Genomic DNA, 23,225 nt, shown 5'->3' with positions numbered 1-23,225 from the left:
GACACACCCTCACGATGGCGTGAGCCGCGCGGTTTGTCCATGCCAGCTTAACAGATGCCGCGCGACGCGCTATAAGTCGGAACCACGGCATTTCCCAAGAGCCCGCCCGATGAACATGCAGCATTCGATGAACCACGACGAAATCAGCCGCGCCCGTCTTGCGGCCCTGCGCTGCGAGCATCGCGACCTGGACGAGGCCATCGCCGCCCTTCAGGGCCAGCTGACCGCCTCCGTCGCCCTGCAGCGGCTGAAGAAGCAGAAACTGTCGCTGAAGGATCGCATCGCCCGACTGGAGGATGAGTTGACCCCCGACATCATCGCCTGATTGCGACCCGCGCGGACCCGCGCTAGGACAGGCACGCGGCGCACAATACGGGGACGACAGATGACCGAAGCGGTGGGAATCATCATGGGCAGCCAGTCCGACTGGCCGACCATGCGCGAGGCGGCACAGATCCTGGACGAACTGGGCGTGACCTATCACACACGCATCGTCAGCGCGCACCGCACCCCGGACCGGCTGTGGGACTATGGCAAGTCGGCGGTCGGGCGTGGTTTGCGCGTGATCATTGCGGGGGCAGGGGGCGCGGCCCATCTGCCCGGAATGATGGCGTCCAAGACCCGCGTCCCGGTGATCGGGGTGCCGATCCAGACCAAGGCGCTGTCCGGTGTCGATTCGCTGTATTCGATCGTGCAGATGCCCAAGGGCTATCCGGTCGCCACGATGGCGATCGGGGCGGCGGGTGCCGCCAATGCGGGGCTTATGGCCGCGGGCATCCTGGCGCTGAACGACCCGGCACTGGCGCAGCGGCTGGACGACTGGCGCATGGCGCTGTCGGCCTCGATCCCAGAGGAGCCCGCCGATGACTAAGGTCCGTACCATCGGGATCCTGGGCGGCGGCCAGCTGGGCCGGATGCTGTCGGCGGCCGCAAGCCGCCTTGGCCTGCGCTGTCACATCTTCGAACCAGGCGCCGCCCCTGCGGGTGACGTCGCCTGGCGCGTGACGACCGCCCCCTATGAGGACGAGGCCGCGCTGCGGGCCTTTGCGGACAGCGTCGACGTCATCACCTATGAATTCGAGAATGTGCCGACCAGCGCACTGGATCTGCTGGAAAGCCTGCGCCCCATCCGCCCGGGGCGGCGCGCGCTTGCGGTATCGCAGGACCGGTTGACCGAAAAGACCTTCCTGACCGACATCGGCCTGACCGTCGCGCCCTTTGCCGACGTGCCGGTTCAGGGCGCGCTGGACGACGCCATTGCGCGGATCGGTCGCCCGTCGATCCTCAAGACCCGCCGCATGGGCTATGACGGCAAGGGGCAGGTGCGCATCGGAGAGGGTCCGGCCGACTGGACCGGCGCACCGTCGGTCCTGGAGGGGTTCGTGAACTTTACTGCCGAGATCAGCGTGATCATCGCACGCGGCACCGATGGCCAGGTGGCGGCCTTCGATCCGGGCCTGAACGTCCATGAGGGCGGCATCTTGCGCACCACCACGGTGCCCTGCGGCCTGCCCGGGCGGGTGACCACCGACGCGGTGCTGATCGCCGCGCGCATCGCCAACGCGCTGGATTATGTCGGCGTGCTGGGGGTCGAGCTGTTCGTGACCCCGGAGGGACTGATCGTGAACGAGATCGCGCCCCGCGTGCACAATTCCGGCCACTGGACGCAGGCCGGCTGCGCGGTCGATCAGTTCGAACAGCATATCCGCGCCGTTGCAGGACTGCCCCTGGGCGACGGCAAGCGTCATGTGGACGTCGTGATGGAGAACCTGATCGGCGACGACATGGACCGTGTGCCCGCGCTGCTGGCACAGCCCCGGACGCAGGTTCACCTCTATGGCAAGGGGCAGGCGCGGCCGGGCCGCAAGATGGGCCACGTGAACCGGATCGCCGGATGATCCGACTGGCGGTGCGTGCCGCGATCATCCATCGCGATCGCGTGCTGGTGGTGAATGCCTATCCGGGGCAGCAGTCCGACCTGTGGTGCCTGCCGGGCGGCGGGGTCGAACCGCAAGCCTCGCTGCCCGACAATCTGGCGCGCGAGGTTTTGGAGGAGACGGGCCTGAGCATCGCCGTCGGTGATCCCTTCCTGGTGAACGAATTCCACGACCCCTCCCGGCGGTTTCACCAGGTCGAGGTGCATTTCCGCGCCACGCTGACAAGGCCCGACGTGTTGACGCTGACCGATCCCGAAGGCGTCGTGAACCGTGCGCGATGGGTCACCCGTGCCGAACTGACCACGCTTAGGCACAAGCCCGATATGCTGGGGGATGCGATCTGGGGAGATGGCACGGCACGATACGACCCGCTGGAGCGGATCGTCGGCTGATGCGGAACCACGGCGGGGGGTCCGGGGGGCTGGCCCCCCGGCCGTCGCGGGACGCAACTACTCGGCGGCTTGCTTGACCGCGGTCTCGGATCCGACCTTCATGCGGAAGCCGCGCTCCAGCTGATCGAAGGGCGCCACCGGATAGTCGCCCGAAAAACAGGCGTCGCAATAGCGAGGCGCCTGCGGGTCGCGCCCCGCGGCCTCTCCCGCCGCGCGGTACAGCCCGTCCAGCGACACGAAGGACAGGCTGTCGACGCCGATCCATTCGCGCATCTGTTCCGGCGACATGTTCGCCGCCAGCAGCTTGTCGCGGTCGGGCGTGTCCACGCCATAGAAGCAAGGCCAGGCGGTCGGGGGCGACGCGATCCGGAAATGCACCTCGGCCGCGCCCGCATCGAGGATCATGTCCTTTATCTTCCGGCTGGTGGTGCCGCGGACCACGCTGTCGTCGACCAGCACGACCCGCTTGCCGCGGATCAGTGCCCGGTTCACGTTCAGCTTCAGCCGGACGCCCATATTGCGGATCTGGTCGGTGGGCTCGATGAAGGTGCGGCCCATGTACTGGTTGCGGATGATTCCCATGCCATAGGGAATGCCAGACTCCTGCGCAAAGCCGATCGCCGCGGGCGTGCCGCTGTCGGGGACCGGGCAGACCAGGTCGGCCTCAACCGGTGACTCGCGGGCCAGTTCCACGCCGATCTGGCGGCGGGTCTCATAGACCGACCGGCCGCCGATGATCGAATCGGGGCGCGAGAAATACACGTGTTCGAAGATGCAGAACCGCCCGGTCGACGGGCCGAAGGGCCGCGACGATTCGATCTGGCCCTTGGAGATGACGACCATCTCTCCGGGCTCGATCTCGCGCAGGAATTCGGCGCCGATGATGTCCAGCGCGCAGGTCTCTGAGGCCAGGACGTACCCGTCCTCGCCCACGCGGCCCAGCACCAGCGGACGCACGCCCAAGGCGTCGCGGACGCCGATCAGCTTGGTGCGGGTCATGGCGATGACGCTGAACGCGCCCTCGACCCGGCGCAGCGCGTCCTTCATCCGCTCGGGGATGTTGCGCTGGATCGACCGGGCCATCAGGTGGATGATGCATTCGCTGTCCGACGACGACTGGAAGATCGAGCCGCGCTCGATCAGTTCGCGGCGCAGGGCGGCGGCATTGGTGATGTTGCCGTTGTGCGCGATCGCGCAGCCGCCCATGTGGAATTCGCCGAAGAACGGCTGCACGTCGCGGATCGCGGTGTTGGCCTTGGTCCCGGCGGTGGAATATCGGACATGGCCGATGGCCAGCTGTCCCGGCAGCGTCGCCATCAGGTCGGGCTTCGTGAAATTGTCACGGACATAGCCGAACCGGTGGGCGCTGTTGAAGCCGAAGTCGGGATGGTGGGCGACGATGCCGCCCGCTTCCTGTCCGCGGTGCTGCAGCGCGTGCAGCCCCAGGGCCACGAAGTTCGAGGCATCGACCACGCCGATCGCGCCAAAGATGCCGCACTCCTCGTGCAGACGGTCCGAATCGAACGGATGGGCCAGGAAAGGTTGCATCGCGCGGGCCTCGATCTGTGGGGGCTGATGTCGTCGTGCTGTCGGGGGACATGTAGTGCCGACGGCCGACAAAGTCACGCCCCCGCAGTTCCGCAGGGGCGCTTTTTCGTCATCTGCCTGTCATGGCGGATCAGTTCGCCGCGGGCGCTTCGGTCGTGACGGGGGTGCCGGTGGCGGTGCAGCCCATGACCATCTGTTCATAGCGGGTCACGATCCAGCCCGGCGCGTCGGCGGGGATCTGGTCGTCCATCTGGCCGCGCATGCGCTCGAAGACCTGGGCAGACCGCGAATTCTCGACCATCGGGACGTCCTGCGTGGTCATCACGCGGTCATAGACGATGAAGGCGATCGCGACTAGCAGGATGCCGCGCGCCACGCCGAACAGGAAACCCATCCCCTGGTCCACGCCACCCAGGGCCGAGCGTTGCACGACCGAGGAGAACAGCGGCGTGATGATCGAGAAGATCACCAGCGCCAGCGCGAAGACGACGGCAAAGCCCGCGATCGTCGCCAGCTCGCAGCTGTCGCCCATGAAGCGGTCCAGCACCGGCAGCTGCGCCACCATCGGCCGTACCGTGGGTGCAAACAGGAAGGCCAGCACGGCCGCCCCGATCCAGCCCAGGATCGCCAGCGATTCGCGCACGAAACCGCGCGACCACGCCAGGATGGCCGACAGGATGATGACAGCCGCCACCACCGCATCAATGATCGTAAATCCGTCCATAAAACCGCCCCTTGCGCCGGTTGTCGTTCAGTATCAGGCGGTTCAGCCGGCGCCGAAGACCTCGCCCACAAATGCGGTCAGATCGGTGATGCGCCGAAGGGCCATTCCCGACTGGCCCTCGACCTTGGAGGCGTCGGGCAGGATAGCCTGTGAAAAACCAAGTTTCTGCGCCTCTTTCAACCTGTTTTCGGTCTGCGACACGGGGCGCAACGCCCCCGACAGGCTGATTTCGCCGAAAAGCACGGCTTCCAAGGGCAGGGCGTTATCCTCACGCGCCGACAGAAGCGCGCCGGCGATGGCCAGGTCTGCCGCGGGTTCCGCGACCTTCATGCCGCCTGCGACGTTCAGGAACACGTCCAGCCCCGCGAAGGGTATCCCACAGCGTGCCTCGAGGACCGCCAGGATCGTGCTGACGCGGCCGCTGTCCAGGCCCACGACGGTGCGCCGGGGGCTGGCAAGCGTCGATGGCGCCACCAGCGCCTGAACCTCTGTCAGGACCGGCCGGGTGCCCTCGATGCCCGCAAAGACCGCGCTGCCGGCGATGGGCTGGCCGCGTTCCGACAGGAACAGCGCAGACGGGTTCGTGACCTCGGCCAGGCCGCTGCCGGTCATCTCGAACACGCCGATCTCTCCGGACGGGCCAAAGCGGTTCTTGACGCTGCGCAGGATGCGGAACTGGTGGCCGCGTTCGCCCTCGAAATACAGGACGCAATCGACCATGTGCTCGACCACGCGGGGGCCCGCGATCTGGCCGTCCTTGGTGACGTGGCCCACCAGGATCACCGCGACACCGCGGCTTTTAGCGAATGTCACAAGCTCGTGGGCGGCGGCGCGGACCTGGGCCACGCTGCCCGGCGCGGCCTCGACGGTGTCGGACCACAGGGTCTGGATCGAATCGATCACCGCCACGTCGGGGCGTTCGGCGTCCAGCGTGGTCAGGATGTTCCTGAGATTCGTCTCGGCCCCCAGGCGCATCGGTGCCTCGGCCAGCCCAAGGCGCACGGCGCGCATCCGCACCTGTGCGCTGGCCTCCTCGCCCGAGAAATAGATCGCCTGATAGTTCGCACGCGAAAACGCCGCAGCTGCCTGCAGCAGGATCGTCGACTTGCCGATGCCCGGATCGCCGCCGACCAGCAGTGCCGAGCCGGGAACCAGGCCGCCGCCGAGCACGCGGTCCAGCTCGTCGATGCCCGACAGGAAGCGGGGCGGGGGCGGTTCGTTGGTAGACAGGCCCGACAGGGGCACGGCCCGACCCTTGGCCGCGCCCAGTCCCCGGCCGGGGCCCTGGGACAGGGGCGCTTCCTCGATGATGGTGTTCCAGGAGCCACAGGCGTCGCAGCGCCCGGCCCATTTCTTGTGGGCGGCGCCGCAGGCGGTGCAGGTGAAGGCTGTTGTCGCTTTTGCCATGCCCCTCATGTCGCACCGGGGCGCGGGCGTCGCAAGGTGGGTATTAGCACGAATGCAAGGCATTCACGCCTTTGTCGGGTTGAATTTCAGGGTCGGCGGGGGCAGGGTCCGGGCGGAAATTCAGGGGCTTGGACCATGGCGATAGGCTTTTCGCGCTTCGAATTCATGATCGCCTGGCGGTACCTGCGGGCGCGGCGCGCCGAGGGCGGCGTCAGCGTCATGACCTGGATCAGCCTGATCGGCATCGCCTTGGGCGTCATGGCGCTGATCGCCACGCTGGCCGTCCGCGCGGGCTTCCGGGCCGAGTTCGTGGACACAATCTTGGGCGCGAACGCGCACACGACCGTCTACATGGCGCCGCAGACCATCACCAACGAGTTCACGGACGACGTCTATGTCGTGCCCGGTCGGATCGCAGACTATGAGGCCATGGCCGCGCGGCTGGCCGAGGTTCCGGGCGTCACCCGCACCGCGGCCATCATCAAGGGTCAGGTGATGGCCAGCGCCAACGACTCCTCCAACGTGGCCGAGGTGTTCGGCGTCACGCGGGCCGACCTGGAGGCGATGCCCCGGATCGTCGATCCCGCCACGTCCGAGGGTGACCTTGCGCGGTTCGATCAGGGCATCGCAATCGGCTCTGGCATCGCCCGCGAGCTGGGCGTGGGGGTGGGCGACCGCATCCGCCTGATCGCCCCCGAGGGTGCGCGCACCGCCATGGGCACGACCCCGCGGGTGAACGCTTATGAGGTGACCTATATCTTCAGCGCCGGGCGTTATGACATCGACCGCACGCGGGTCTACATGCCCCTTGCCGAGGCGCAGTCCTATTTCAACCGCGAGGGTGTCGCGGACGAGATCGAGGTCTTCGTCGACGACCCCGAACGCGTGGACGACTGGACGCTGCCCCTGATGCGCGCCGCCGGAGAGGGCGCGCAGACCTGGTCCTGGCGCGACAGTGCCGGGTCGTTCCTGTCCGCGCTGGACATGGAGGACGACGTGATGTTCGTCATCCTGTCGGTGCTGGTCCTGATCGCGGCGATGAACATCACCAGCGGGCTGATCATGCTGGTCAAGAACAAGGGCCGCGACATCGGCATCCTGCGCACGATGGGCCTGACCGAAGGGTCGATCCTGCGGGTCTTCTTCCTGTGCGGTGCCTTCACCGGCATCATAGGCACGATCGCGGGGGTGATCCTGGGCGTGGCCCTGGCGCTGAACGTGGACAACATCATGGCGGCGCTGAATGCGCTGACCGGGGGCGGGGCGTGGCAGCCCGAGGTGCGCGGCATCTATCGTCTGCCCGCCGATCTGCGGGCTTGGGACATCTTCCGCGCGGTGGCGCTGTCGCTGACGCTGTCCTTCGTCGTGACGATCTTTCCCGCGCGCCGCGCCGCGCGCATGAACCCGGTGGAGGCCCTGCGCTATGAGTGACGTGTTGCGGCTGGAGGGCGTGGGCAAGACCTATGCCAAGGACGGTCCCGCGCCGGTGACAGTGCTGGACGGGCTGGACCTGACCGTCGCCCGCGGAGAGGTCGTGGCACTGGTCGCCCCGTCGGGGGCGGGGAAATCGACGTTGCTGCATATCGCGGGGCTGTTGGACACGCCCGATGCGGGCCGCGTCTGGCTGGCCGGGCGCGACATGACCGGCCTGCCGGACCGCACGCGGACCGAGGCGCGGCGGCAGGAGCTGGGCTTTGTCTATCAGTTCCACCACCTGCTGCCCGAATTCAGCGCGGCCGAGAACATCGTCCTGCCGCAGCTAGCCAATGGCACAGCCCCCCGCGACGCGCAGGCGCGGGCCGCCGATCTGCTGAACCGCGTCGGCCTGGCGCATCGCGCGGATCACCGCCCCGCCCAGATGTCGGGCGGAGAGCAGCAGCGCGTGGCCTTTTGCCGGGCGCTGGCGAACCAGCCCGCGTTGCTGCTGGCGGACGAACCCACGGGCAACCTGGACCCCGAGACGTCGGACAGGGTGTTCGACGTTCTGATGGGGCTGGTGCGCGATACCGGCCTGTCGGCGCTGATCGCCACGCACAACCATGCCTTGGCCGCACGGATGGACCGCGTGGTGCGCCTGACCGCCGCCTGATCGTTGCACCGCCCCGCGCGCGGGTGCATGCTGGACGAAACGACAACCGACGGGGGCACGGACGATGCGGGCAGTGATGATGGCAGGGGCGGCGGGATTGGCGCTGGCGGGGCTGGTCGCCGCCTGCGCGCCCGAGGCGCAACCGACGGGCGCGGCGCGCGATTACGCGGATTACTGCGCAAGCTGTCACGGGCCGGGCGGACGGGGCAACGGGCCCGCCGCCGTGGGCATGGTGCCCGCACCCGCGGACTTGACCATGCTGGCCGCACAGGATGGGGGCGTCTTCCCCAAGACCCGCGTGATGGGCCAGCTGGTCGGATACACGATGGGGCGCAGCGAATCGCACATGCCGATCTTTGAGGTCCTGCGCGAGGGGCCGGTCGTCATGTATGAAGACGGCTCGGGCCAGCGCGTCGCCACGCCCGCGCGGTTGGTCGCGCTGGCAGATTACCTCCAGACCCTGCAGCGCTAAAGCCATGCGCGCGGCGATTGTCGGGCTGACCTGCATGCTGGCCGTGCCTGCGGGTGCTGACGGGCTGGAACGGTTCGGGACCACGATGAAATATGCGCTGCCGTTGGCGGCCGCCGTCTGCGCGGCCGATCAGGATCGGCTGGAGGATTTCGCCGTGCGCGGTGCCCTGCAGGCAGCGGTGGTGCTGGGCCTCAAGGCGGTGTTCGACGGATCGCCCCTGGGCACCCGTCCGACCGGAGAGGGGCGGGGTTTCCCGTCGGGGCATTCCGCCGCCGCGGGGTTCGGGGCCGCGGATCTGGCCGGCAAGTGCTGGGAGGACGATCCCGCTTTGGGCGCCGCCGCCTATGGCGCCGCGGGGCTGACCGCTTTCAGCCGTGTGCAGGCCGGCGAACATACGGCCGATCAGGCGCTGGCCGGTGCGCTGATCGGGATCAGCTTCGGCGCGGCCAGTTTTGGCATCGGCTCCGAAGGGGCCGCGATCAACTTTGGCCTGCGATTCTAGCGCAGGATGACGCGGGGCGCGTCGCTGCGCGGGCCGACCTCGCCGATGACGGCGGCATCCGCGAAACCGTGGCGCGCAAAGGCCGCCTGCACCGCCTCCAGCGCGTCCGGCGCGCAAGCGACCATCAGTCCGCCGCTGGTCTGCGGATCGGTCAGCAGCGCGCGTTCGGCATCGCCGAAGCCCTGGGGCAGGGCCACGCCCTCGCCGTAGCTGGCCCAATTGCGGCCCGAGGCGCCCGTGACATGGCCCGCCGCGATCAGCGCGTCGATGCCCGGCAGCCGCGGCACGGCGGACCAGTCGATCATCAGATCGCAGCCCGATCCGCGCGCCATCTCCAACCCGTGGCCCCCCAGACCAAAGCCGGTGACATCGGTCATCGCATGCACGCCCTCGATGGCGGCGAGGTCCGGACCGGGGCGGTTCAGCTTGGTCGTGACCTCGATCATGCGGGCATAGCCTTCGTCGTCCAGTTGACCCTTCTTCAGCGCGGCAGACATGACGCCCACGCCCAGAGGCTTGCCCAGCACCAACAGGTCGCCCGGCTGTGCCTCGGCATTGCGCTTCAGCAGGGCAGGGTCGATCAGGCCCAAGGCCACCAAGCCATAGATCGGCTCGACCGAATCGATGGTGTGGCCGCCGGCGATGGGGATGCCCGCCTCGCGACAGATCGAAGCGCCGCCATCCAGGATCGCCGCGATCGTCGCATGAGAGATCGCGTTGATCGGCATGCCCACCACCGCCAGCGCTAGGATGGGCGTCGCGCCCATCGCATAGACATCGCTGATCGCGTTGGTCGCAGCGATGCGACCGAAATCATGCGGATCGTCCACCACGGGCATGAAGAAGTCGGTCGTCGCCACCAGCGCCTGCCGGTCGTTCAGCTTGTAGACGGCCGCATCGTCCGACGTCTCGATCCCCACCAGCAGTTCGGGCGGGACGGGCAGGGCGGCGCTGCCCCGCAGCAGGTTCGACAGGACGCCCGGCGCGATCTTGCAGCCGCAGCCGCCGCCATGGGCCAGGGATGTCAGGCGCGGTTCTTGCATGTCGGTGGCGGTCATGGGGACTCCTGTCGGTTGGACGCAGCATAGCGCGGCGGCGGGGATGTTCCAGCGCCGGGTGCCCGCAATCTGCTTGCAGGCCAGCGGCACGGCGACTAGAACGGCTCAAATTTTCAGGCCGCCGGATCGGTGGCCCTTCTTTCTATGAGGACGATGATGCAGGTCAAGGAAACGCAGAACGACGGTCTTCAGCGCGGGTATCAGTTCACGCTGCCCGCAGCAGACCTGGCCAAAGCCGTCGACGCCAAGCTGAAAGAAGCTCAGCCGGAAGTCGAGATGAAGGGCTTTCGCAAGGGCAAGGTGCCCATGGCGATGCTGAAGAAGCAGTTCGGCCCGCGCATCCTGGGCGAGGCCATGCAGGACGCCATCGACGGCGCGCTGAAGGACCACCTGGAGAAGTCGGGCGACCGCCCCGCCGCCCAGCCCAAGGTCGAGATGGAGAACGGCGAAACCTGGAAAGAGGGCAACGACGTCGTGGTCAACGTGACCTACGAGACGCTGCCCGCGATCCCCGAGGTCGACCTGACCGCGCTGTCGCTGGAAAAGCTGACCGTGCCCGCCGAAGACGCGGCAGTCACCGAGGCGCTGGAGAACCTGGCCAAGTCGTCGCAGTCCTTCGAGGACCGCAAGAAAGGCTCCAAGGCCAAGGACGGTGACCAGGTCACCATCGACTTCAAGGGTTTCGTCGACGGCGAGGCCTTCGAGGGCGGCGCGGCCGAGGACTATCCGCTGGTCCTGGGTTCGAACAGCTTCATCCCCGGCTTCGAGGACCAGCTGGTCGGTGTGAAGGCCGGTGACGAGGTCAAGGTCGAGGTGAAGTTCCCCGAGGAATACGGCGCACCGCACCTGGCCGGCAAGGACGCCACCTTCGAATGCACGGTCAAGGCCGTCAAGGCCCCGAAAGAGGCCGAGATCGACGACGAGCTGGCCAAGAAGTTCGGCGCCGACGACCTGGACGGTCTGAAGAAGCAGATCACCGAGCGTCTGGAGGCCGAGTATGCCGGCGCCGCCCGCGCCATCATGAAGCGTTCGCTGCTGGACCAGCTGGATGCGGCGGTCAAGTTCGACCTGCCCAAGTCGCTGGTCGAGGCCGAGGCCGCCCAGATCGCGCACCAACTGTGGCACGAGGAGAACCCCGAGGTTCAGGGCCACAACCACGATGCCATCGAGCCGACCGAAGAGCACAAGACCCTGGCCGAGCGCCGCGTGCGTCTTGGCCTGCTGCTGGCCGAGATCGGCCAGAAGGCCGAGGTCACCGTGACCGACCAGGAGATGACCCAGGCAGTGCTGCGCGCCGCCCGTCAGTATCCGGGCCAGGAGCGTCAGTTCTTCGAGTTCATCCAGCAGAACCAGGCCGCCCAGCAGCAGCTGCGCGCTCCGATCTTCGAGGACAAGGTTGTCGACCTGATCGCCGAAAAGGCCAAGGTCGAAGAGAAGACCGTAACCAAGGCAGAGCTGGAAAAGGCCGTCGAGGCGCTGGACGAGCTGTGATTTCGGTCCACTGACCGCGCAGGGGCCGCATCTTCGGATGCGGCCCTTTTGCGTTCGGGGCTTGATGGACAGATCGGGCGCGACTAGATGATCGCCATGACGACAAGCCTTCACCTGATGAAACTGTGCGTGGGTGCCGAAGGCCCCGATGAGCTGGCTGCGTGGCAGACCCGGTTCGGGTCCGGCCCGGCGCGTCACGTCACGCGCATGTGGCCCAAGCGCGAGGCGGAGCTGCTGGAAGGCGGGTCGATCTTCTGGGTCTTCAAGGGCGTCATGATGGCCCGCCAGCGCATCCTGACCCTGGAACGGGTCGAGGGTGCCGACGGCATCCAGCGCTGCGGCATCGTGCTGGACCGCGACCTAGTTCGGGTTGCGGCCGTTCCGCGCCGTCCGTTCCAAGGCTGGCGTTATCTGGCCGCTGCGGATGCGCCACCGGACCTGCCCGCAGGCCGCGCGCTGGAGGAGGCCTTGCCCCCCGCCATCGCTGCCGCCTTGGCTGACATGGGCCTGCGCTGAGGCTTGACGGGACTGCGGCCAGCCGCTATCCGGACGAACGATGCGGGTGTAGCTCAATGGTAGAGCAGAAGCTTCCCAAGCTTACGACGAGGGTTCGATTCCCTTCACCCGCTCCAAATTTCCATGGCATTAATATTTTTTTTCAACGTGTTAGGCGTAGCGCATGAACTGGCGCCCTTACGACGGTGAACCGAAATACTGTGCTTTATGCCCAAACTAAGTCGCGTTGAGGCAACGAATCCCGAAGGATGTCCCGAAGACGGTTCGCATTCCTGGGATAATTTTGGCAGAACTGGTGGAATGCCGGTTTACAGATTTTTTTGAGCGTAGCTATGAACGCCACTCTACGAGGTAGGATAAACTTTTAGAACGGAGACCTATCTAAGTTGTGAATCGTATGATGAAATAATTTAGCGGAGTTTAGATGTGCCGCGTCCAGACGTTCGCAACTTCTCCTATAAAGCATTAACAGGATTTTCATGTTCTCTCTCTCTTCCGAGACTTATCCAGAATGGACGCATCACCCTAGTAACAGGTTGAGTAAAAAACTTTTGGAGCTCGCTGAGCAGAAAGGATTGGGTGGGAATATCGCTATGGTCTGGGCTCCTGCATCTCGCATGGAGAAATCTATAGGATGCATCCAGCGTTTAGCAGAGAAGGCCGTGCAGAGGCCAATTGTTGCTTTTGCTATTGATTTTGGACGTGAGGGTGCAGACATGTGGGGAGTATATCGCACTAATTTGACATTTTTTTCGCCGGATAAACTAAAAATCAGCGGGACTCCCGAACTCCGTCATTTTGAAGGAACATATTTGGGATTTATGACGCATCTAGTAAGTGAAATGACGTTTAACTCAGCTGAAATAGAACGTTTATTCGCGCTTATAGATGTGTCATTTAGTGGCATAAGTATTGGTGCAACTTCACTAATAACCACGTTGCAGCAGACTGGGGAGTTAGCACCTTTAGGAAATGCTGATTTTATTATTCCTGGGGTAGAACCTTGGGCAGATCTTGCTTTCCTTGATGGAATGAATACTGACCTTCCTGATCGGGCGGTCGTTGCTCTGCGTGCTGCTTCTTCACAACTGACTCAAAACGATATTTTTACTTTCACTTGGATCGCGTTCGAATTTGCCATTGGTGATGGCGCAGCCAGGAAAGCTTTTGAAACAGAACTAAACTCAATAGCTATTAGCCGTAGACTGAAGGAGATAAGAGAGATCAGGGGAGGTGTACTTAAGAACAACAAGCTCGTCCGCCCAATAACAATCGTTGACATTAATCTTATAAGGAATCTTATTGGCGTTAGTTTAATTCAAGATATTGACAAAAAGAAACGGGTAGTTTCTGATATTGAGATAAAGCTGGAGGCTGACGGCATAGGGAAATCTTTTAGTCCTATTTATATGATCAATCAAAATAATGATTGATTGGCTAACTGTTATTTAATACATTAACGGCATGCGTGTTTTCGATCTGCTCTAGAGCAATTCTCTGAAGTTCTAAAACTCTTTCGGAGCAATGCCGTGCTGGGAGGGGGCTGGGTCCGAACAGTACTGTCGCTAACTCGTCACGTAGCAGTCGTTCATCTGATTTTACTCTTCGATCCGGCTTTTTGTCAGCGAGCGCTGCTTCATTTGGATGAAGTTCGATATGAAAATGGCGATCGTCGCCATCTTCAGGCGCGTGACGTATCACGCTCTTGGAGTACATATTGCTTCCAAGACTTACGTTGCGCACCATTATAGAATAGTATCCTAAGTAGTGCGCAACCTCGTCCTCTACAGGTGGCCTATTGTGCTTTTCTTGAAATCTGCGATTCTTTTCCGTTGCAACGTTGTCGCCGAAATCATGAACCTGCTCTGCGTTGCAGCATTTATCCCATCCAGCCAAGGATAGTGCGCGACAATAATTCCCTGCATCCGAAAATGCAAATAAGGCTGCTCGGTTAAAAACTCCCTCCTTTGTGCAGGTCGGGAATACGGCAGCACGGCAAAATATATCTGTTGGCAGGTTCATCGTGCTGTAATTGCGCCAGCCTTTCCTGGCATCATGTTAGATAAAGCCTTTAAATCCAGTTTTCGGCCGAAATTATGAATTTCTATGCAACGCAGCTTTGTTTCCGGCTGGTATTTCGTACTTTCAAGTTCATCTTCATATAAAGTCAGAAACTGCTTAAAATTATAAACCGCCCACGTAAGTGATAGAGAGTCTTTTCCCTCAGGTAGGATTTGCGGCAGAGGAATACTTGGATACTGATTCAGGTAGGAGAGAATATAAATAGCGTTGTCTTTGATGCCTGGGTCGACGTAAAAATCATCATTTTCGTCTAGTTTTGACATTCCGTCTAATACAGATAATATTTCGTAGTATTGATGAGTTCGCCAATTGCTTCCCGTAATGGTATTGTCTTTTTTCTCGAGTATGGTTGATGATGATCCCTGTGGAATGGTGCTCAGGGATCCCTTAGAGATATTCTCGAACATGTTCCAAGACGATACTTTTTCATCGTGCGTCATTTAAAAACTCCAAGCTAACTTCCGCACAAGCTATTCGTTGTTCGTCAAGTAATGTGCGAAATACCTCTTTCTGTTTCTCGACGCCAAAGGTGGTTCCATCAGGAACGGTATTAAAGTCAAATGTAAGGTTTAAAACATGCGTAGTATTCATGGTTTGAGCAGGTGAGCTTTGACCATTCATGGAAAGCTGAAAGCTTTGGAACTCCAATGCTGCTGCTTGCACTACGCGGTTGAAATAGACATTTCCAATTTCTTTTCTTTTATTTATCTGAAAGAAATGATCAGATGAATCTATAATAGTATCCTTGGTTCCAACATACTTATTAAATTCATCAATGGCCTCGATGTTGCTGTCGCATAATTTGGTTGCGACTACAACTACAGCATTCCGATGGCTCTCCGGCAATAGTTCTGCTCGGGCAATCGCAGTATCTAACTCCCATATAGCTGCTTGGGTATCCAAGAGAGATGGTGCTGGATTTGGCTGAGATCCAAGTGCCTGTGCATCTGGCTGTAGAACTAGATCTACACGTCCCGTCTGCGCCTGAAGTTCAACAGAGTAACCTCCAAAGCTCCCACCGGCCGTCGCTAGGAAAGGCGTTTGTGGCGTTTGATTCTTAAAACGCGCAAGTTTGTCAGGTTCTTCCACAAACAAGGTTTGGTAGAGAGCCGCCAAATCTAGTGGTTTAGGGTCCGTCAAAAACCAAATGAGGCGTATATTAGATGAAGGTAGCATACGCGAACTCTTTTTGCTTCTTACGCGTGTAGTAAGATCGGAAGTGATCTCCTGTTGTCAAGGCAAGGTCCGCTGCTCTGCCGAAGCAAGGTACAACGGCGGAAGCAAATCTAGTTTATTTCTTTCGACAAGCGATCTTTGTCCAAGCATGGTCGTAGCAGCTGGTTGAAACGGCAACAAATTTCTGGTGGGTTGGTGCCGTTTGCATCAGACGAATGCAGAATGGAGCCGAGGTAGAAGCAGATATTTCCCACCGTCATCACCGGGGTGGTCGGGCGGATACACTCGGAACTTTGTGCAGTGCCGTGGTCAACGCATCTGCCTCAATTATCGCCTCGACAGCCTGCTTCTTGTTCCAGACCGCCCGCGTCTTGCCGAGCATCCGTTCGATGCCGGCCCACAGCAAGCCCGCAACGGTGATCACGGCATAGACCGTCTCCGCCGTCACATCGATCGGCATCGGAAACGGCAGGCCGATCATCAGCGCGGCCGCAGCCACGAAGGCCACGCAGGCGACAATGAAGGAGCGGTTGGTGAAGGCCAGCGACCAGCGCTTGTCCGGGCCGGCAAGGCGGTTCGCCTGCTCGATCAGCGCCGACAGATCGCGAAGGGTCTTGAAGAGCATCAGCGGGTTCATGGTTATTTCACTCCGAAAAAGACCGCGGCGGCAGCAGCCAGCGCAGCGAGGATGTAGATCACGCCCTTGGCGGGACCGGTGACGGCAGGGGAAGCCGGAGAGGGCAGGGGCTTCGGCGGGACGCTGTCGATGACAGGTGGCCGGGCATTGGCCGCGGCCCACCAGCTGCGCACGTCGAAGCCGGGGCACTGGGTAGCGCCAAGATCACGGTGTCCGACGACTTGGGCGCCGGGATGCTTGGCCAGCAGCTCGCGGACCAGTTTTACCGTCGCAGCCTTCTGCGCCTCGGTCCGATTGTCGACGCCGACATTGGGTCCGGTCGCCCGCTCGATGCCGCCGATGCAGCAGATGCCCAGGCTGCCCATGTTGTGGCCCGCGACGTGAGCGCCGACGACAGTGTCCGGGCGGCCCTTCTCGACAGCCCCGCTGCGCCGGAGCACGTAGTGATAGCCGACATCGTTGAACCCGCGGGCGCGGTGCATCTTGCGGATGTCAGCCACGCCGTAATCCTGGTCGGGATAGGTCGCGCTGTAGTGCAGCACGATGTACTTGATGGGGAAGTGCGGCATGGCTGCCTCCTTGTGGGTGTGGACATGAAAAAGCCCCGCACGGAGGCGGGGCGGGCTTGGGCTCTCGATTGATCGGACGCCTTACGGCATCGAGGGCAGCAGGAAGCTGTGGATGGTCATCCGGCTTTCGCGGGCATAGTCGGTCGCACTCCAGCCAGCCCAGGCTGCGTGCCGCTCGATCGTGGCGAAAGTCGCCATGCCGGTGGTGACGTCCCAGATGAAGCCCGCGCCCATGTCCGCCGGGCGGACCGTCTCGAAGATCTCGCCGTCGATCGAGAATTCGCAGCGATCGGCGAACAGCTCGAACTCCAGGTGTTGCCGGACACCCGGCTTAAACGCGCCCAGGGCCAGCTTGCGACGGTCCGAGGAGGCGCGGCCGCCGCCAGTGCGCGGCATGTGGACCGCCGGCGCCCAACCGATCACGCCGTCACGTTTGACCAGCTCGAAGTCCAGTTCCTTGCCGTTGGCCGCGTGGCCATAGAACGCGTTGACCGCGGTCCTGGTGTGGCTGGTGACCACGGCGCCGCACTTGCCGCGCGCGACGGTTGGCCGGTTCAGCTGCAGCGCGCCGTTCAGCCACTTGCCGCCTTCCATGCCGGCGTTGATCGTGACGGCCTTCTCGTCCTCGTAGCGGACACGGGAAGGCGTGCCGAGACTGCCCCCCACACCGTTGCCCCGATCACCACCGGCCCAGTTCGGCAGAAAGATGTTGATGCCGCCTTTGCTCGACCAGTCGTAGGAAAGGCTGCGGTCGATCTTGAAGTCCTGCACGGCGCGGTAACCGGCCGGGACCGCGGGAACTGGTTCGGGCGTCGGCTGCGGCACGGGGACCGGCTCCGGCGCAGGTTCGGGCGCAGGAGCGGGGGTCGGCTCCGGATCGGGCGTCGGGGCCGGCGTCGCAGGTTCGGCGGACAGGTGGGCTTCCAGCAAGGCAGTGCCCTCCTTCAGCAGGGCCAAAAGGGCAATCAGCAGTTGGCGGTCGGCCATGTCGGGTTCCTCGGGGGTTGGTTCCGGAACGGGCTCCGGTTCAGGGGTTGGGGTCGGCTTCGGGACAGGATCCGGCGTGGGGGTGGGCGTCGGCACCGGTTCGGGCTCCGGGACCGGCACGGGCGTCGGCACAGGCACCGTGACAGGCGCATCCTCGATCAGCGCCCGCACGGCGGCCCAGGCCGGGTTCCGGTCGCCCAGCCAGCGCTGTAGGCCATGCATGATGTTCTGATCCGGCCTGCGGCACTCGACCGACATGGCAAGGGGGCCGTCAAAGCCGACGTCCTCCAATGCCTTGAAGGTGGCGGCGTAGACTTCGCCCATCTGCGGGCTGACGGAGAACGCATGCATGAAGGACCGGAAGGCCGCGCTGCGGCTGAGGTCGTTGATGTGGTTGCCGACCTCATAGGAAGACAGCTTCAAGCCCTTCTTGGCGGTTTCCCGGCGGATATGCTGCCACTTGGGGCGCAGTCCGGCGACGGTCCGCCCCCCTCCGGTCAGCATACGGTCGCGCAGCCTGTTGAACGCCTCAGCCTGCGGAAGGGTGGTGCGCCACTTCTCGATCTGTGCCCCCTGACCTCCGTACGCCATGCCGCCGTCGATCTGAGCATGCACCGTCAGCGTGTCGAAGACGGTATGCGGCGCGACGTACTGCGGCACACCCGGCCGCCCGGCGGCAGACGCACTGCGCCACAGCGGAGCTTCGAGGATATCGATCACAGAACCCTCGTTGTCGGTCTGCGACTGGATGGTCAGCTTGAGGCGCGCATCTTCGCCCCAGACCTCGCGCCAGATCTGCGCCATGCGGGTGGCCCGCATCGCGTACCCGTTCAGATACTCCTGGCCGGTATTGGTGCCGAAGATGTCACGGCCCAGCTTGGCGAAGAAATGGGCCTGCGGCGTGCCGGAGTGGTCCCACGTCTTGGTGCTCAGCTCGCAGATCACCTTGCGCGGCGCGGGCATCAGGTCGCGGATCAGGGCCGCGCACTGGCGCATGTGATCGTCAGTGGCCGCGGTCGGCAGGCACAGCCACATCGCGGCATCGACCTCCCGGCACAGCGTTGCCATCCACTCGTAGGGCACGAAGCGGTGGAAGATCTCGTCGGTCGGCAGCGCCCGGCTGGCCCAGTCCGTGATCCGCAGCCCGCCCTGGTTCTCCGAGGTCAGGATGCCGATCCACTCGTCGAACCGCAGGGCGTGATAGGGAGCCACCTCGGTCAGGTACTGCCGACGGAAGATCTTGCCCCGGTCGGCGTCGGCCCAATCATCCTGGTGCACCAGCGTGATGTTCTCGATCGGGCCACCTGCGGGATCAATCGTCCGGACGATCAGATCGACCGAGGATGCGCCGTTGGCGGTGAAGTCGAACTGGATTTCGTTCGGCGACACGCGGGTGATGTTGCGGGCCCCATGCAGATCGATGGTGCAGGTCCCGTCCCACCGCAGACGGTGACGGCCGGAGCCGCCCGCCTCCGCCGGCATGTTGTGAAAGAGTCGGGTGCGGAACCCGCCCAACCCCGGCGGGATCGAGAGCAGCTGGCCGCCGGGGGTCATGTGACCGGCGGCAACCAGCTGGTCCCATTGTGCGCCGCCCCGGTCGGCCTGCCAGGACCAGGCCTGCTTGAAGGCGTTGATGAAGGGGCGTGCGGACTCGCCATTGATGACGCCGAGGCGCGCCGCGATTTCAGCGGTGGGCATGAAGTGTCCTTTCTGGACTTAGGCGGCGGGGAGCCGTCGGATGGAGAGGCCGCCCAGGTAGGCAAGGGCAGCGCCCGCGGGTGCGACGACGATCGGGATGGTTCCGTCCGCCGCGGCGGTCACGGTCACGCGCCGCTCCTGCGGCGTTGCCTCCGAGGTGTTCCAGGTGGTCGGAGTGCCCGCGATGGTCACCGTGGTGTTGCGGACGTCGGCCGCGTTCCGGCTGCCGACGATCCCGAACTCGTACTGCGCGCCGGGCACCGCGCCGGAGATCGTCATCGGCATGGTGACGCCGGTGGTGATGTAGGCGCTGGAGCCGACGACGTTGGCCGACAGCAGCGTGCCGTTGTAGGCGGGCAGGCCACCGACGTTGCCGTTGTTGTTCGCCCCGCGGCCCGGTGCGGTCGCGCCGATGGCAGGGTTGCCGGTGTAGCCATGAGAGAGGCTCAGGCCGGTCGGGTTGCCGTCCACATCCAGGATGTTCGGCAGCGGGTTGGGGTTCACCGTGGCCGCGTTGCCGAAGACGTTGTTGCGCGGGGCCTGGAACTCGCTGCCGAAGGTCTCGCCCGTGAAGTTGATGATCGACAGCGGGTAGACGCCGGGCTCCGGCTCTGGCGCGACATAGACGCGCTCGGTGATCTCCGCAGGTATCGCGCCGTTCAGCAGGTCCGCGATCCGCGACACGATCCATTGCCGGAACTGCGTGATGCCCGTGCTGGTCAGGTGGATGTTGTCGGCCACCAGCCAGGTCTCGAAGTCCTGCAGGACGCGCCGGTAGTAATCCAGCTTCGGGCGGCCATAGCTTGCCATCGCGTGCGGGAAGTTGGCGGCGATCCACGGAATCAGCAGGTTCTCGTTGTAGGGCTTCGAGCCGTTCGCCGGGGTGATGAACGTGGTGTCGTCATAGTCCCGGAAGGACATCGACGCCGGGTAGAAGCGGGTATCCCCTGCGGCGACGGCCAGCAGTTCACCCAGACCCGCCTCGAACGCAGCCTGCCCGCCCGGGTAGGGTCGGATCGACGTGACGTTGCCACCTCCGAAATGCGACAGGATCAGTGCGTTCGGGAACGCGGCGCGGGCGGCGGTGTAGTGATCGTCGCTCTCCGCCAGCTGCGCGCCGTTGGTGGCCCAGCCATAGACCGGCAGGTTGTGGCCCGCGGCCTGCAGCAGGCTCGTCGCGGTCGCGTGGGGCGTCGTCAGGCTGCGGCCGAACATGCTGTTCATCAGCGACGCGCCGATCACGACGATTGCGTCGATGGCCGGAGCTCCTGCAGCGCCGCTGGTGGCGGTCTTCGTGTCGCCGGGCGTGCTGTTGCCCACCGCGTTCACAGCGCGCAGGCGGATCGAATAGCTCGTGGCGGCCGCGGGCATGGTCAACGTACGGGGACCGGTTCCTGCGCCACCAGGCAGCGCGGTCCACGTCCCGCCGTTCGCGGAGTACTGGATCGCGGTGATCTGCGACCCGCCGTTGGCGGGCAGCGATGCAATGTTCACGACCAGCTGGTTCGCCTCCAGACCGGTGGCGAGGGACCAGTCGCCTGCCGCGAATGGGACGGGGGCAGTTGCTGCAGCCACGATGGCGATGGCATTGGATGTCGCGACGGCCGTGCTACCGATGCCGTTGGACCAGGTCACGCGAAGGCTGATCGACTGGCCGGCACGGCCCGTGGTGTCCAGCGTGGCGCCGGTCGCGCCAGCGATGGCCACACCGTCAGCCAGCCACTGCCGCGTTGCGTTTGGCGCGGGATTTCCGCTGGCGGCTCCAAGCGTGGACGACAACGTGCCGCCCGCAGTTGCGCTGCCAGTGATCACGGGGCTGCTGGTAATGGCTGGAGCCGTTGTAGGCTCGGCGGCGGGCACGGACCGTGCAACCGTTTCCGTATCGGTCCCTTGGCTGTTCGTCGCAACTGCTGTCAGAGACAGGCTGCCACCCTGGTCGCCAGAGGCGATCGTTATCTGCTGGCCCTGCGTCACCGCGACAGGCGAAACACCTGGGCGCGAAAGCGTCCCAGACAACACCGGAGCAGGCACACCGGAGGCCGCACCTAGGTTGATCGTGATCGTGCCGCCAAGAGCTGTTGATCCCAGCAGCGAGGGCATGGAGGTGAACTGTGGCGCGGTCAGCACCTGGCCGGAGTTGATGAACTCGACGCCATCCTCGAAGCGGATGTTCAAGGTCGTGGTGACCACCGCGCCATCATCCGTGCTGCCGATGTTCTCGACGTTCAGCGTGGCCAGCATCCCCATGCCGTCGATGTACTCGACCTCTCCGGAAGGGGCGGAGACGATATGCAGGCGAACCGGCAGGGCAATCTGATCCTTGGCCCATCGCAACAGACGGTCACGGTTCGAGCGGGCAAGCTGTGCGTTGACCGTCGCATTGACCGTCTGCGCGCCATAGGAGGCGATCACTCGGGTGGGCAGGCTCCAGTCCTCGCAGTCTCCGACGCGGACCTCGCTGACCGCATTCTCAAGGTTCAGGCTGATCGACGTCGCACCGCAGAAATTGACATAGGTCGTAGGGCTATCAAACGCGACCATCATCACGATGTCGCCGCGCTTGTGCAGGACAGGTAGTGCCATGTGGCTGATCCTCAGATTGGGCGGCATTGCCTAGATTGCGGCTTGGGCGTTCGCGCACGACACCGGCCGGGAACGTATCGAGAGGCCATGAAAAAGCCCGCCGGTCAGGGCGGGCAGGCTTGGCATTCGTATGCAGGCGGCTAGTGTATGCGCAGCCGAGTCGTGCTTATTCGTTGTTGTTCGGTCAGGCGGTCTCTGTCAGCGCACAACAGAGACCGCCAATCGACTTACCGCCAGGGCAGCAGGCGGATCTTGGTGGGGTGCAGCCAGGCGCGCCATAGCGGCCAATGGTGCCGCTCATCCTCCGGGATCAGCAGCTGGCGGCATTTCAGGGCGCAGAAGAACGATGCCATCTTCATGAGGCCAAAGACGATGTTGATGAGCCGCCCGCGGGTCGCATCGGTCCACTGCTCGGCAAATCCCGGCACCCACATCCGCAGAAGCGGCATGGCCACGTCCCAGTAGAGGCCGCGCAGTATGATGGCCCCGGCAAGGATCATGAAACCGGTGGCGAACCACCAGGTTGCGGACCGCAGCTCGCGGAAGCTGGCACGGAACGCCCAGATCACCGCGAAATAGCCAAGCGCGTTGATGACGGCGATCAGCCCGATAGTCATTGCCATGTCGTGGTGTCCTTCTCCAGCTGCTGCACAAGGCGCTCGATCGCCGCGTTTCTTGCCTTGATGGCCCGTTTTTCCGGGGCCGAGTCTGTCATGTGCTCACGCATGATCGTGTCGGCCTTCTCGGCCCTTCGCCCGTGGCCGGTCAGCTGTCGAATGAGCCGCCCCATCATCGCCGATCCTCCAGAAGCCGGACCGCCCGGCCCATGATTTCAGTGCTCGCCGCGTTCGTCTTGTTCGTGTCGGTAACCAGGTCGCGGCTTTCCTTCACCATCGCCTGCGCCATCTCCAGCATCTTGTCCTGCAGCTCGCCGTTGCGCTTGTACTGGATCCAGTTGGCCCAACCCGAGACGGCGATTACTGCCGCCGGCAGACCGCCGCCGAGGGTGGCAATCCATTCGGCCATGCTCATCGGCGGGCTCTCACTCCGACAAACAGGACGATCGCCAGCGCCAGGACGGACCCGACCGCGGAATGCCCGGCGGACAGCGCCGCGGTGAGGCACACACCCAACGACACAGCACACCAATCAAGGACGCAGTCTGCCGCGTTGGCCCCGTATCGGCGCCACTGCACGGCCTCCCATGCCGCATAGGCGAGAATGGGAACGCCCCATGGCAGGATCGCCGCCAGTGCGACGCCGATGAATGCATGGGCCAGCAGGGTGGAACTCCAGGCATATGGATCCCGCTGCGCGTCAGGTGTGCGCAGCAGGTCGATCATGAAGGCGATCATGC

At 63.8% G+C, this 23,225-nt stretch carries 26 protein-coding genes and 1 tRNA gene; 12 read left to right on the top strand and 15 right to left on the bottom strand.

Features of this window, described 5'->3' with window-relative positions; translation table 11 throughout:
• Positions 1-109 precede the first annotated feature (109 nt).
• From LZ686_RS00685 to LZ686_RS00670, 4 genes are read left to right on the top strand one after another with little or no spacing between them, the layout of a single operon-like run.
• The gene (locus LZ686_RS00685; RefSeq protein WP_045983047.1) at positions 110-325 is read left to right on the top strand and encodes a YdcH family protein; all 216 of its coding nucleotides are present in this window, start codon (positions 110-112) and stop codon (positions 323-325) included.
• Positions 326-385: 60 nt separating this feature from the next.
• The gene (purE, locus tag LZ686_RS00680) at positions 386-871 is read left to right on the top strand and encodes a 5-(carboxyamino)imidazole ribonucleotide mutase (protein ID WP_349546688.1); all 486 of its coding nucleotides are present in this window, start codon (positions 386-388) and stop codon (positions 869-871) included.
• On the top strand, positions 864-1,898 hold the full coding sequence (locus LZ686_RS00675; RefSeq protein ID WP_349546687.1) for a 5-(carboxyamino)imidazole ribonucleotide synthase: 1,035 nt from the start codon (positions 864-866) through the stop codon (positions 1,896-1,898). Before purE ends, LZ686_RS00675 begins: the two co-directional genes overlap by 8 nt.
• Entirely contained in the window at positions 1,895-2,329 is a 435-nt protein-coding gene (locus LZ686_RS00670; protein ID WP_349546686.1) for an NUDIX domain-containing protein, read from the top strand. The genes LZ686_RS00675 and LZ686_RS00670 overlap by 4 nt, the downstream gene beginning before the upstream one ends.
• 57 nt (positions 2,330-2,386) lie before the next feature.
• Here LZ686_RS00670 and purF read toward each other — a convergent pair whose 3' ends face one another.
• The 3 genes from purF to radA form a co-directional block, all read right to left on the bottom strand.
• Positions 2,387-3,877, bottom strand: coding sequence for an amidophosphoribosyltransferase (purF, locus tag LZ686_RS00665; RefSeq protein ID WP_349546685.1), 1,491 nt, complete (start codon positions 3,875-3,877; stop codon positions 2,387-2,389).
• A gap of 130 nt (positions 3,878-4,007) precedes the next feature.
• Positions 4,008-4,601: a CvpA family protein gene (locus LZ686_RS00660; protein WP_045980780.1), complete on the bottom strand. Its 594-nt coding sequence runs from the start codon at positions 4,599-4,601 to the stop codon at positions 4,008-4,010.
• A gap of 42 nt (positions 4,602-4,643) precedes the next feature.
• The gene (radA, locus tag LZ686_RS00655) at positions 4,644-6,008 is read right to left on the bottom strand and encodes a DNA repair protein RadA (RefSeq protein ID WP_349546684.1); all 1,365 of its coding nucleotides are present in this window, start codon (positions 6,006-6,008) and stop codon (positions 4,644-4,646) included.
• 135 nt (positions 6,009-6,143) lie between these two features.
• Between radA and LZ686_RS00650 the strand changes: the two genes are divergently transcribed.
• The 4 genes from LZ686_RS00650 to LZ686_RS00635 all read left to right on the top strand — a co-directional run bounded on the left by LZ686_RS00650 (position 6,144) and on the right by LZ686_RS00635 (position 9,071).
• Positions 6,144-7,439: a lipoprotein-releasing ABC transporter permease subunit gene (locus tag LZ686_RS00650; protein WP_349546683.1), complete on the top strand. Its 1,296-nt coding sequence runs from the start codon at positions 6,144-6,146 to the stop codon at positions 7,437-7,439.
• Positions 7,432-8,097 (top strand): ABC transporter ATP-binding protein, encoded by a 666-nt coding sequence (locus LZ686_RS00645; protein WP_304613954.1) that lies wholly within the window; start codon positions 7,432-7,434, stop codon positions 8,095-8,097. Before LZ686_RS00650 ends, LZ686_RS00645 begins: the two co-directional genes overlap by 8 nt.
• Positions 8,098-8,161: 64 nt before the next feature.
• Positions 8,162-8,569, top strand: coding sequence for a c-type cytochrome (locus tag LZ686_RS00640; protein ID WP_349546682.1), 408 nt, complete (start codon positions 8,162-8,164; stop codon positions 8,567-8,569).
• Between the two features lie 4 nt (positions 8,570-8,573).
• Positions 8,574-9,071 carry a phosphatase PAP2 family protein gene (locus LZ686_RS00635; protein ID WP_349546681.1) on the top strand — a complete coding sequence of 166 codons (498 nt, stop codon included), beginning with the start codon at positions 8,574-8,576 and terminating at the stop codon, positions 9,069-9,071.
• Here the strand turns inward: LZ686_RS00635 and selD are convergent.
• Positions 9,068-10,129 (bottom strand): selenide, water dikinase SelD, encoded by a 1,062-nt coding sequence (gene selD / locus LZ686_RS00630; RefSeq protein WP_349546680.1) that lies wholly within the window; start codon positions 10,127-10,129, stop codon positions 9,068-9,070. The genes LZ686_RS00635 and selD overlap by 4 nt on opposite strands.
• A 156-nt stretch (positions 10,130-10,285) precedes the next feature.
• Here selD and tig point away from each other — a divergent pair, with 156 nt between their 5' ends.
• The 4 genes from tig (at position 10,286) to LZ686_RS00610 (ending at position 13,569) form a co-directional block, all read left to right on the top strand.
• A complete protein-coding gene (gene tig / locus LZ686_RS00625; protein ID WP_045980797.1) occupies positions 10,286-11,620 on the top strand; it encodes a trigger factor in 1,335 nt (444 codons plus the stop codon).
• 96 nt (positions 11,621-11,716) lie between these two features.
• Positions 11,717-12,136, top strand: a complete 420-nt coding sequence (locus LZ686_RS00620) for a DUF1489 family protein (protein ID WP_045980796.1) — start codon at positions 11,717-11,719, stop codon at positions 12,134-12,136.
• A gap of 42 nt (positions 12,137-12,178) precedes the next feature.
• Positions 12,179-12,252 (top strand) — tRNA-Gly (locus tag LZ686_RS00615).
• Positions 12,253-12,615: 363 nt separating this feature from the next.
• A complete protein-coding gene (locus LZ686_RS00610) occupies positions 12,616-13,569 on the top strand; it encodes a hypothetical protein (protein WP_349546679.1) in 954 nt (317 codons plus the stop codon).
• Positions 13,570-13,573: 4 nt separating this feature from the next.
• Here LZ686_RS00610 and LZ686_RS00605 read toward each other — a convergent pair whose 3' ends face one another.
• The 11 genes from LZ686_RS00605 to LZ686_RS00555 form a co-directional block, all read right to left on the bottom strand.
• The gene (locus tag LZ686_RS00605) at positions 13,574-14,158 is read right to left on the bottom strand and encodes a hypothetical protein (RefSeq protein ID WP_349546678.1); all 585 of its coding nucleotides are present in this window, start codon (positions 14,156-14,158) and stop codon (positions 13,574-13,576) included.
• The gene (locus LZ686_RS00600; RefSeq protein ID WP_349546677.1) at positions 14,155-14,658 is read right to left on the bottom strand and encodes a hypothetical protein; all 504 of its coding nucleotides are present in this window, start codon (positions 14,656-14,658) and stop codon (positions 14,155-14,157) included. Before LZ686_RS00600 ends, LZ686_RS00605 begins: the two co-directional genes overlap by 4 nt.
• Positions 14,645-15,394, bottom strand: a complete 750-nt coding sequence (locus tag LZ686_RS00595; RefSeq protein ID WP_349546676.1) for a hypothetical protein — start codon at positions 15,392-15,394, stop codon at positions 14,645-14,647. Before LZ686_RS00595 ends, LZ686_RS00600 begins: the two co-directional genes overlap by 14 nt.
• A 259-nt stretch (positions 15,395-15,653) precedes the next feature.
• The gene (locus LZ686_RS00590; protein WP_349546675.1) at positions 15,654-16,031 is read right to left on the bottom strand and encodes a hypothetical protein; all 378 of its coding nucleotides are present in this window, start codon (positions 16,029-16,031) and stop codon (positions 15,654-15,656) included.
• A gap of 2 nt (positions 16,032-16,033) precedes the next feature.
• Positions 16,034-16,600 carry an N-acetylmuramoyl-L-alanine amidase gene (locus LZ686_RS00585; protein ID WP_349546674.1) on the bottom strand — a complete coding sequence of 189 codons (567 nt, stop codon included), beginning with the start codon at positions 16,598-16,600 and terminating at the stop codon, positions 16,034-16,036.
• An 81-nt stretch (positions 16,601-16,681) separates the two neighbouring features.
• The gene (locus LZ686_RS00580) at positions 16,682-19,285 is read right to left on the bottom strand and encodes a hypothetical protein (RefSeq protein WP_349546673.1); all 2,604 of its coding nucleotides are present in this window, start codon (positions 19,283-19,285) and stop codon (positions 16,682-16,684) included.
• 18 nt (positions 19,286-19,303) lie between these two features.
• Complete coding sequence (locus LZ686_RS00575; RefSeq protein ID WP_349546672.1) at positions 19,304-21,868, bottom strand: phage tail protein; 2,565 nt, start codon at positions 21,866-21,868, stop codon at positions 19,304-19,306.
• Positions 21,869-22,095: 227 nt separating this feature from the next.
• Positions 22,096-22,491, bottom strand: a complete 396-nt coding sequence (locus tag LZ686_RS00570) for a hypothetical protein (RefSeq protein WP_157020387.1) — start codon at positions 22,489-22,491, stop codon at positions 22,096-22,098.
• Positions 22,482-22,661 (bottom strand): hypothetical protein, encoded by a 180-nt coding sequence (locus tag LZ686_RS00565; protein ID WP_349546671.1) that lies wholly within the window; start codon positions 22,659-22,661, stop codon positions 22,482-22,484. Before LZ686_RS00565 ends, LZ686_RS00570 begins: the two co-directional genes overlap by 10 nt.
• Positions 22,658-22,900, bottom strand: coding sequence for a hypothetical protein (locus LZ686_RS00560; RefSeq protein WP_349546670.1), 243 nt, complete (start codon positions 22,898-22,900; stop codon positions 22,658-22,660). The genes LZ686_RS00565 and LZ686_RS00560 overlap by 4 nt, the downstream gene beginning before the upstream one ends.
• Entirely contained in the window at positions 22,897-23,223 is a 327-nt protein-coding gene (locus tag LZ686_RS00555; RefSeq protein ID WP_349546669.1) for a hypothetical protein, read from the bottom strand. Before LZ686_RS00555 ends, LZ686_RS00560 begins: the two co-directional genes overlap by 4 nt.
• Between the last annotated feature and the right edge of the window lie 2 nt (positions 23,224-23,225).

The sequence above is a fragment of the Paracoccus sp. NFXS7 genome, assembly GCF_040148865.1.
GTDB classification, from domain to species: Bacteria; Pseudomonadota; Alphaproteobacteria; order Rhodobacterales; family Rhodobacteraceae; genus Paracoccus; species Paracoccus marcusii.
The sequence above is the reverse complement of the archived record's forward strand: the minus strand, read 5'-3'. Positions and strand labels throughout refer to the sequence as shown.

Coding starts and splice junctions, on each gene's coding strand:
- LZ686_RS00685 (WP_045983047.1), top strand. CDS start 110: ATGAACATGCAGCATTCGATGAACCACGACGAAATCAGCCGCGCCCGT.
- purE (WP_349546688.1), top strand. CDS start 386: ATGACCGAAGCGGTGGGAATCATCATGGGCAGCCAGTCCGACTGGCCG.
- LZ686_RS00675 (WP_349546687.1), top strand. CDS start 864: ATGACTAAGGTCCGTACCATCGGGATCCTGGGCGGCGGCCAGCTGGGC.
- LZ686_RS00670 (WP_349546686.1), top strand. CDS start 1,895: ATGATCCGACTGGCGGTGCGTGCCGCGATCATCCATCGCGATCGCGTG.
- purF (WP_349546685.1), bottom strand. CDS start 3,877: ATGCAACCTTTCCTGGCCCATCCGTTCGATTCGGACCGTCTGCACGAG.
- LZ686_RS00660 (WP_045980780.1), bottom strand. CDS start 4,601: ATGGACGGATTTACGATCATTGATGCGGTGGTGGCGGCTGTCATCATC.
- radA (WP_349546684.1), bottom strand. CDS start 6,008: ATGGCAAAAGCGACAACAGCCTTCACCTGCACCGCCTGCGGCGCCGCC.
- LZ686_RS00650 (WP_349546683.1), top strand. CDS start 6,144: ATGGCGATAGGCTTTTCGCGCTTCGAATTCATGATCGCCTGGCGGTAC.
- LZ686_RS00645 (WP_304613954.1), top strand. CDS start 7,432: ATGAGTGACGTGTTGCGGCTGGAGGGCGTGGGCAAGACCTATGCCAAG.
- LZ686_RS00640 (WP_349546682.1), top strand. CDS start 8,162: ATGCGGGCAGTGATGATGGCAGGGGCGGCGGGATTGGCGCTGGCGGGG.
- LZ686_RS00635 (WP_349546681.1), top strand. CDS start 8,574: ATGCGCGCGGCGATTGTCGGGCTGACCTGCATGCTGGCCGTGCCTGCG.
- selD (WP_349546680.1), bottom strand. CDS start 10,129: ATGACCGCCACCGACATGCAAGAACCGCGCCTGACATCCCTGGCCCAT.
- tig (WP_045980797.1), top strand. CDS start 10,286: ATGCAGGTCAAGGAAACGCAGAACGACGGTCTTCAGCGCGGGTATCAG.
- LZ686_RS00620 (WP_045980796.1), top strand. CDS start 11,717: ATGACGACAAGCCTTCACCTGATGAAACTGTGCGTGGGTGCCGAAGGC.
- LZ686_RS00610 (WP_349546679.1), top strand. CDS start 12,616: ATGTTCTCTCTCTCTTCCGAGACTTATCCAGAATGGACGCATCACCCT.
- LZ686_RS00605 (WP_349546678.1), bottom strand. CDS start 14,158: ATGAACCTGCCAACAGATATATTTTGCCGTGCTGCCGTATTCCCGACC.
- LZ686_RS00600 (WP_349546677.1), bottom strand. CDS start 14,658: ATGACGCACGATGAAAAAGTATCGTCTTGGAACATGTTCGAGAATATC.
- LZ686_RS00595 (WP_349546676.1), bottom strand. CDS start 15,394: ATGCTACCTTCATCTAATATACGCCTCATTTGGTTTTTGACGGACCCT.
- LZ686_RS00590 (WP_349546675.1), bottom strand. CDS start 16,031: ATGAACCCGCTGATGCTCTTCAAGACCCTTCGCGATCTGTCGGCGCTG.
- LZ686_RS00585 (WP_349546674.1), bottom strand. CDS start 16,600: ATGCCGCACTTCCCCATCAAGTACATCGTGCTGCACTACAGCGCGACC.
- LZ686_RS00580 (WP_349546673.1), bottom strand. CDS start 19,285: ATGCCCACCGCTGAAATCGCGGCGCGCCTCGGCGTCATCAATGGCGAG.
- LZ686_RS00575 (WP_349546672.1), bottom strand. CDS start 21,868: ATGGCACTACCTGTCCTGCACAAGCGCGGCGACATCGTGATGATGGTC.
- LZ686_RS00570 (WP_157020387.1), bottom strand. CDS start 22,491: ATGGCAATGACTATCGGGCTGATCGCCGTCATCAACGCGCTTGGCTAT.
- LZ686_RS00565 (WP_349546671.1), bottom strand. CDS start 22,661: ATGATGGGGCGGCTCATTCGACAGCTGACCGGCCACGGGCGAAGGGCC.
- LZ686_RS00560 (WP_349546670.1), bottom strand. CDS start 22,900: ATGAGCATGGCCGAATGGATTGCCACCCTCGGCGGCGGTCTGCCGGCG.
- LZ686_RS00555 (WP_349546669.1), bottom strand. CDS start 23,223: ATGATCGCCTTCATGATCGACCTGCTGCGCACACCTGACGCGCAGCGG.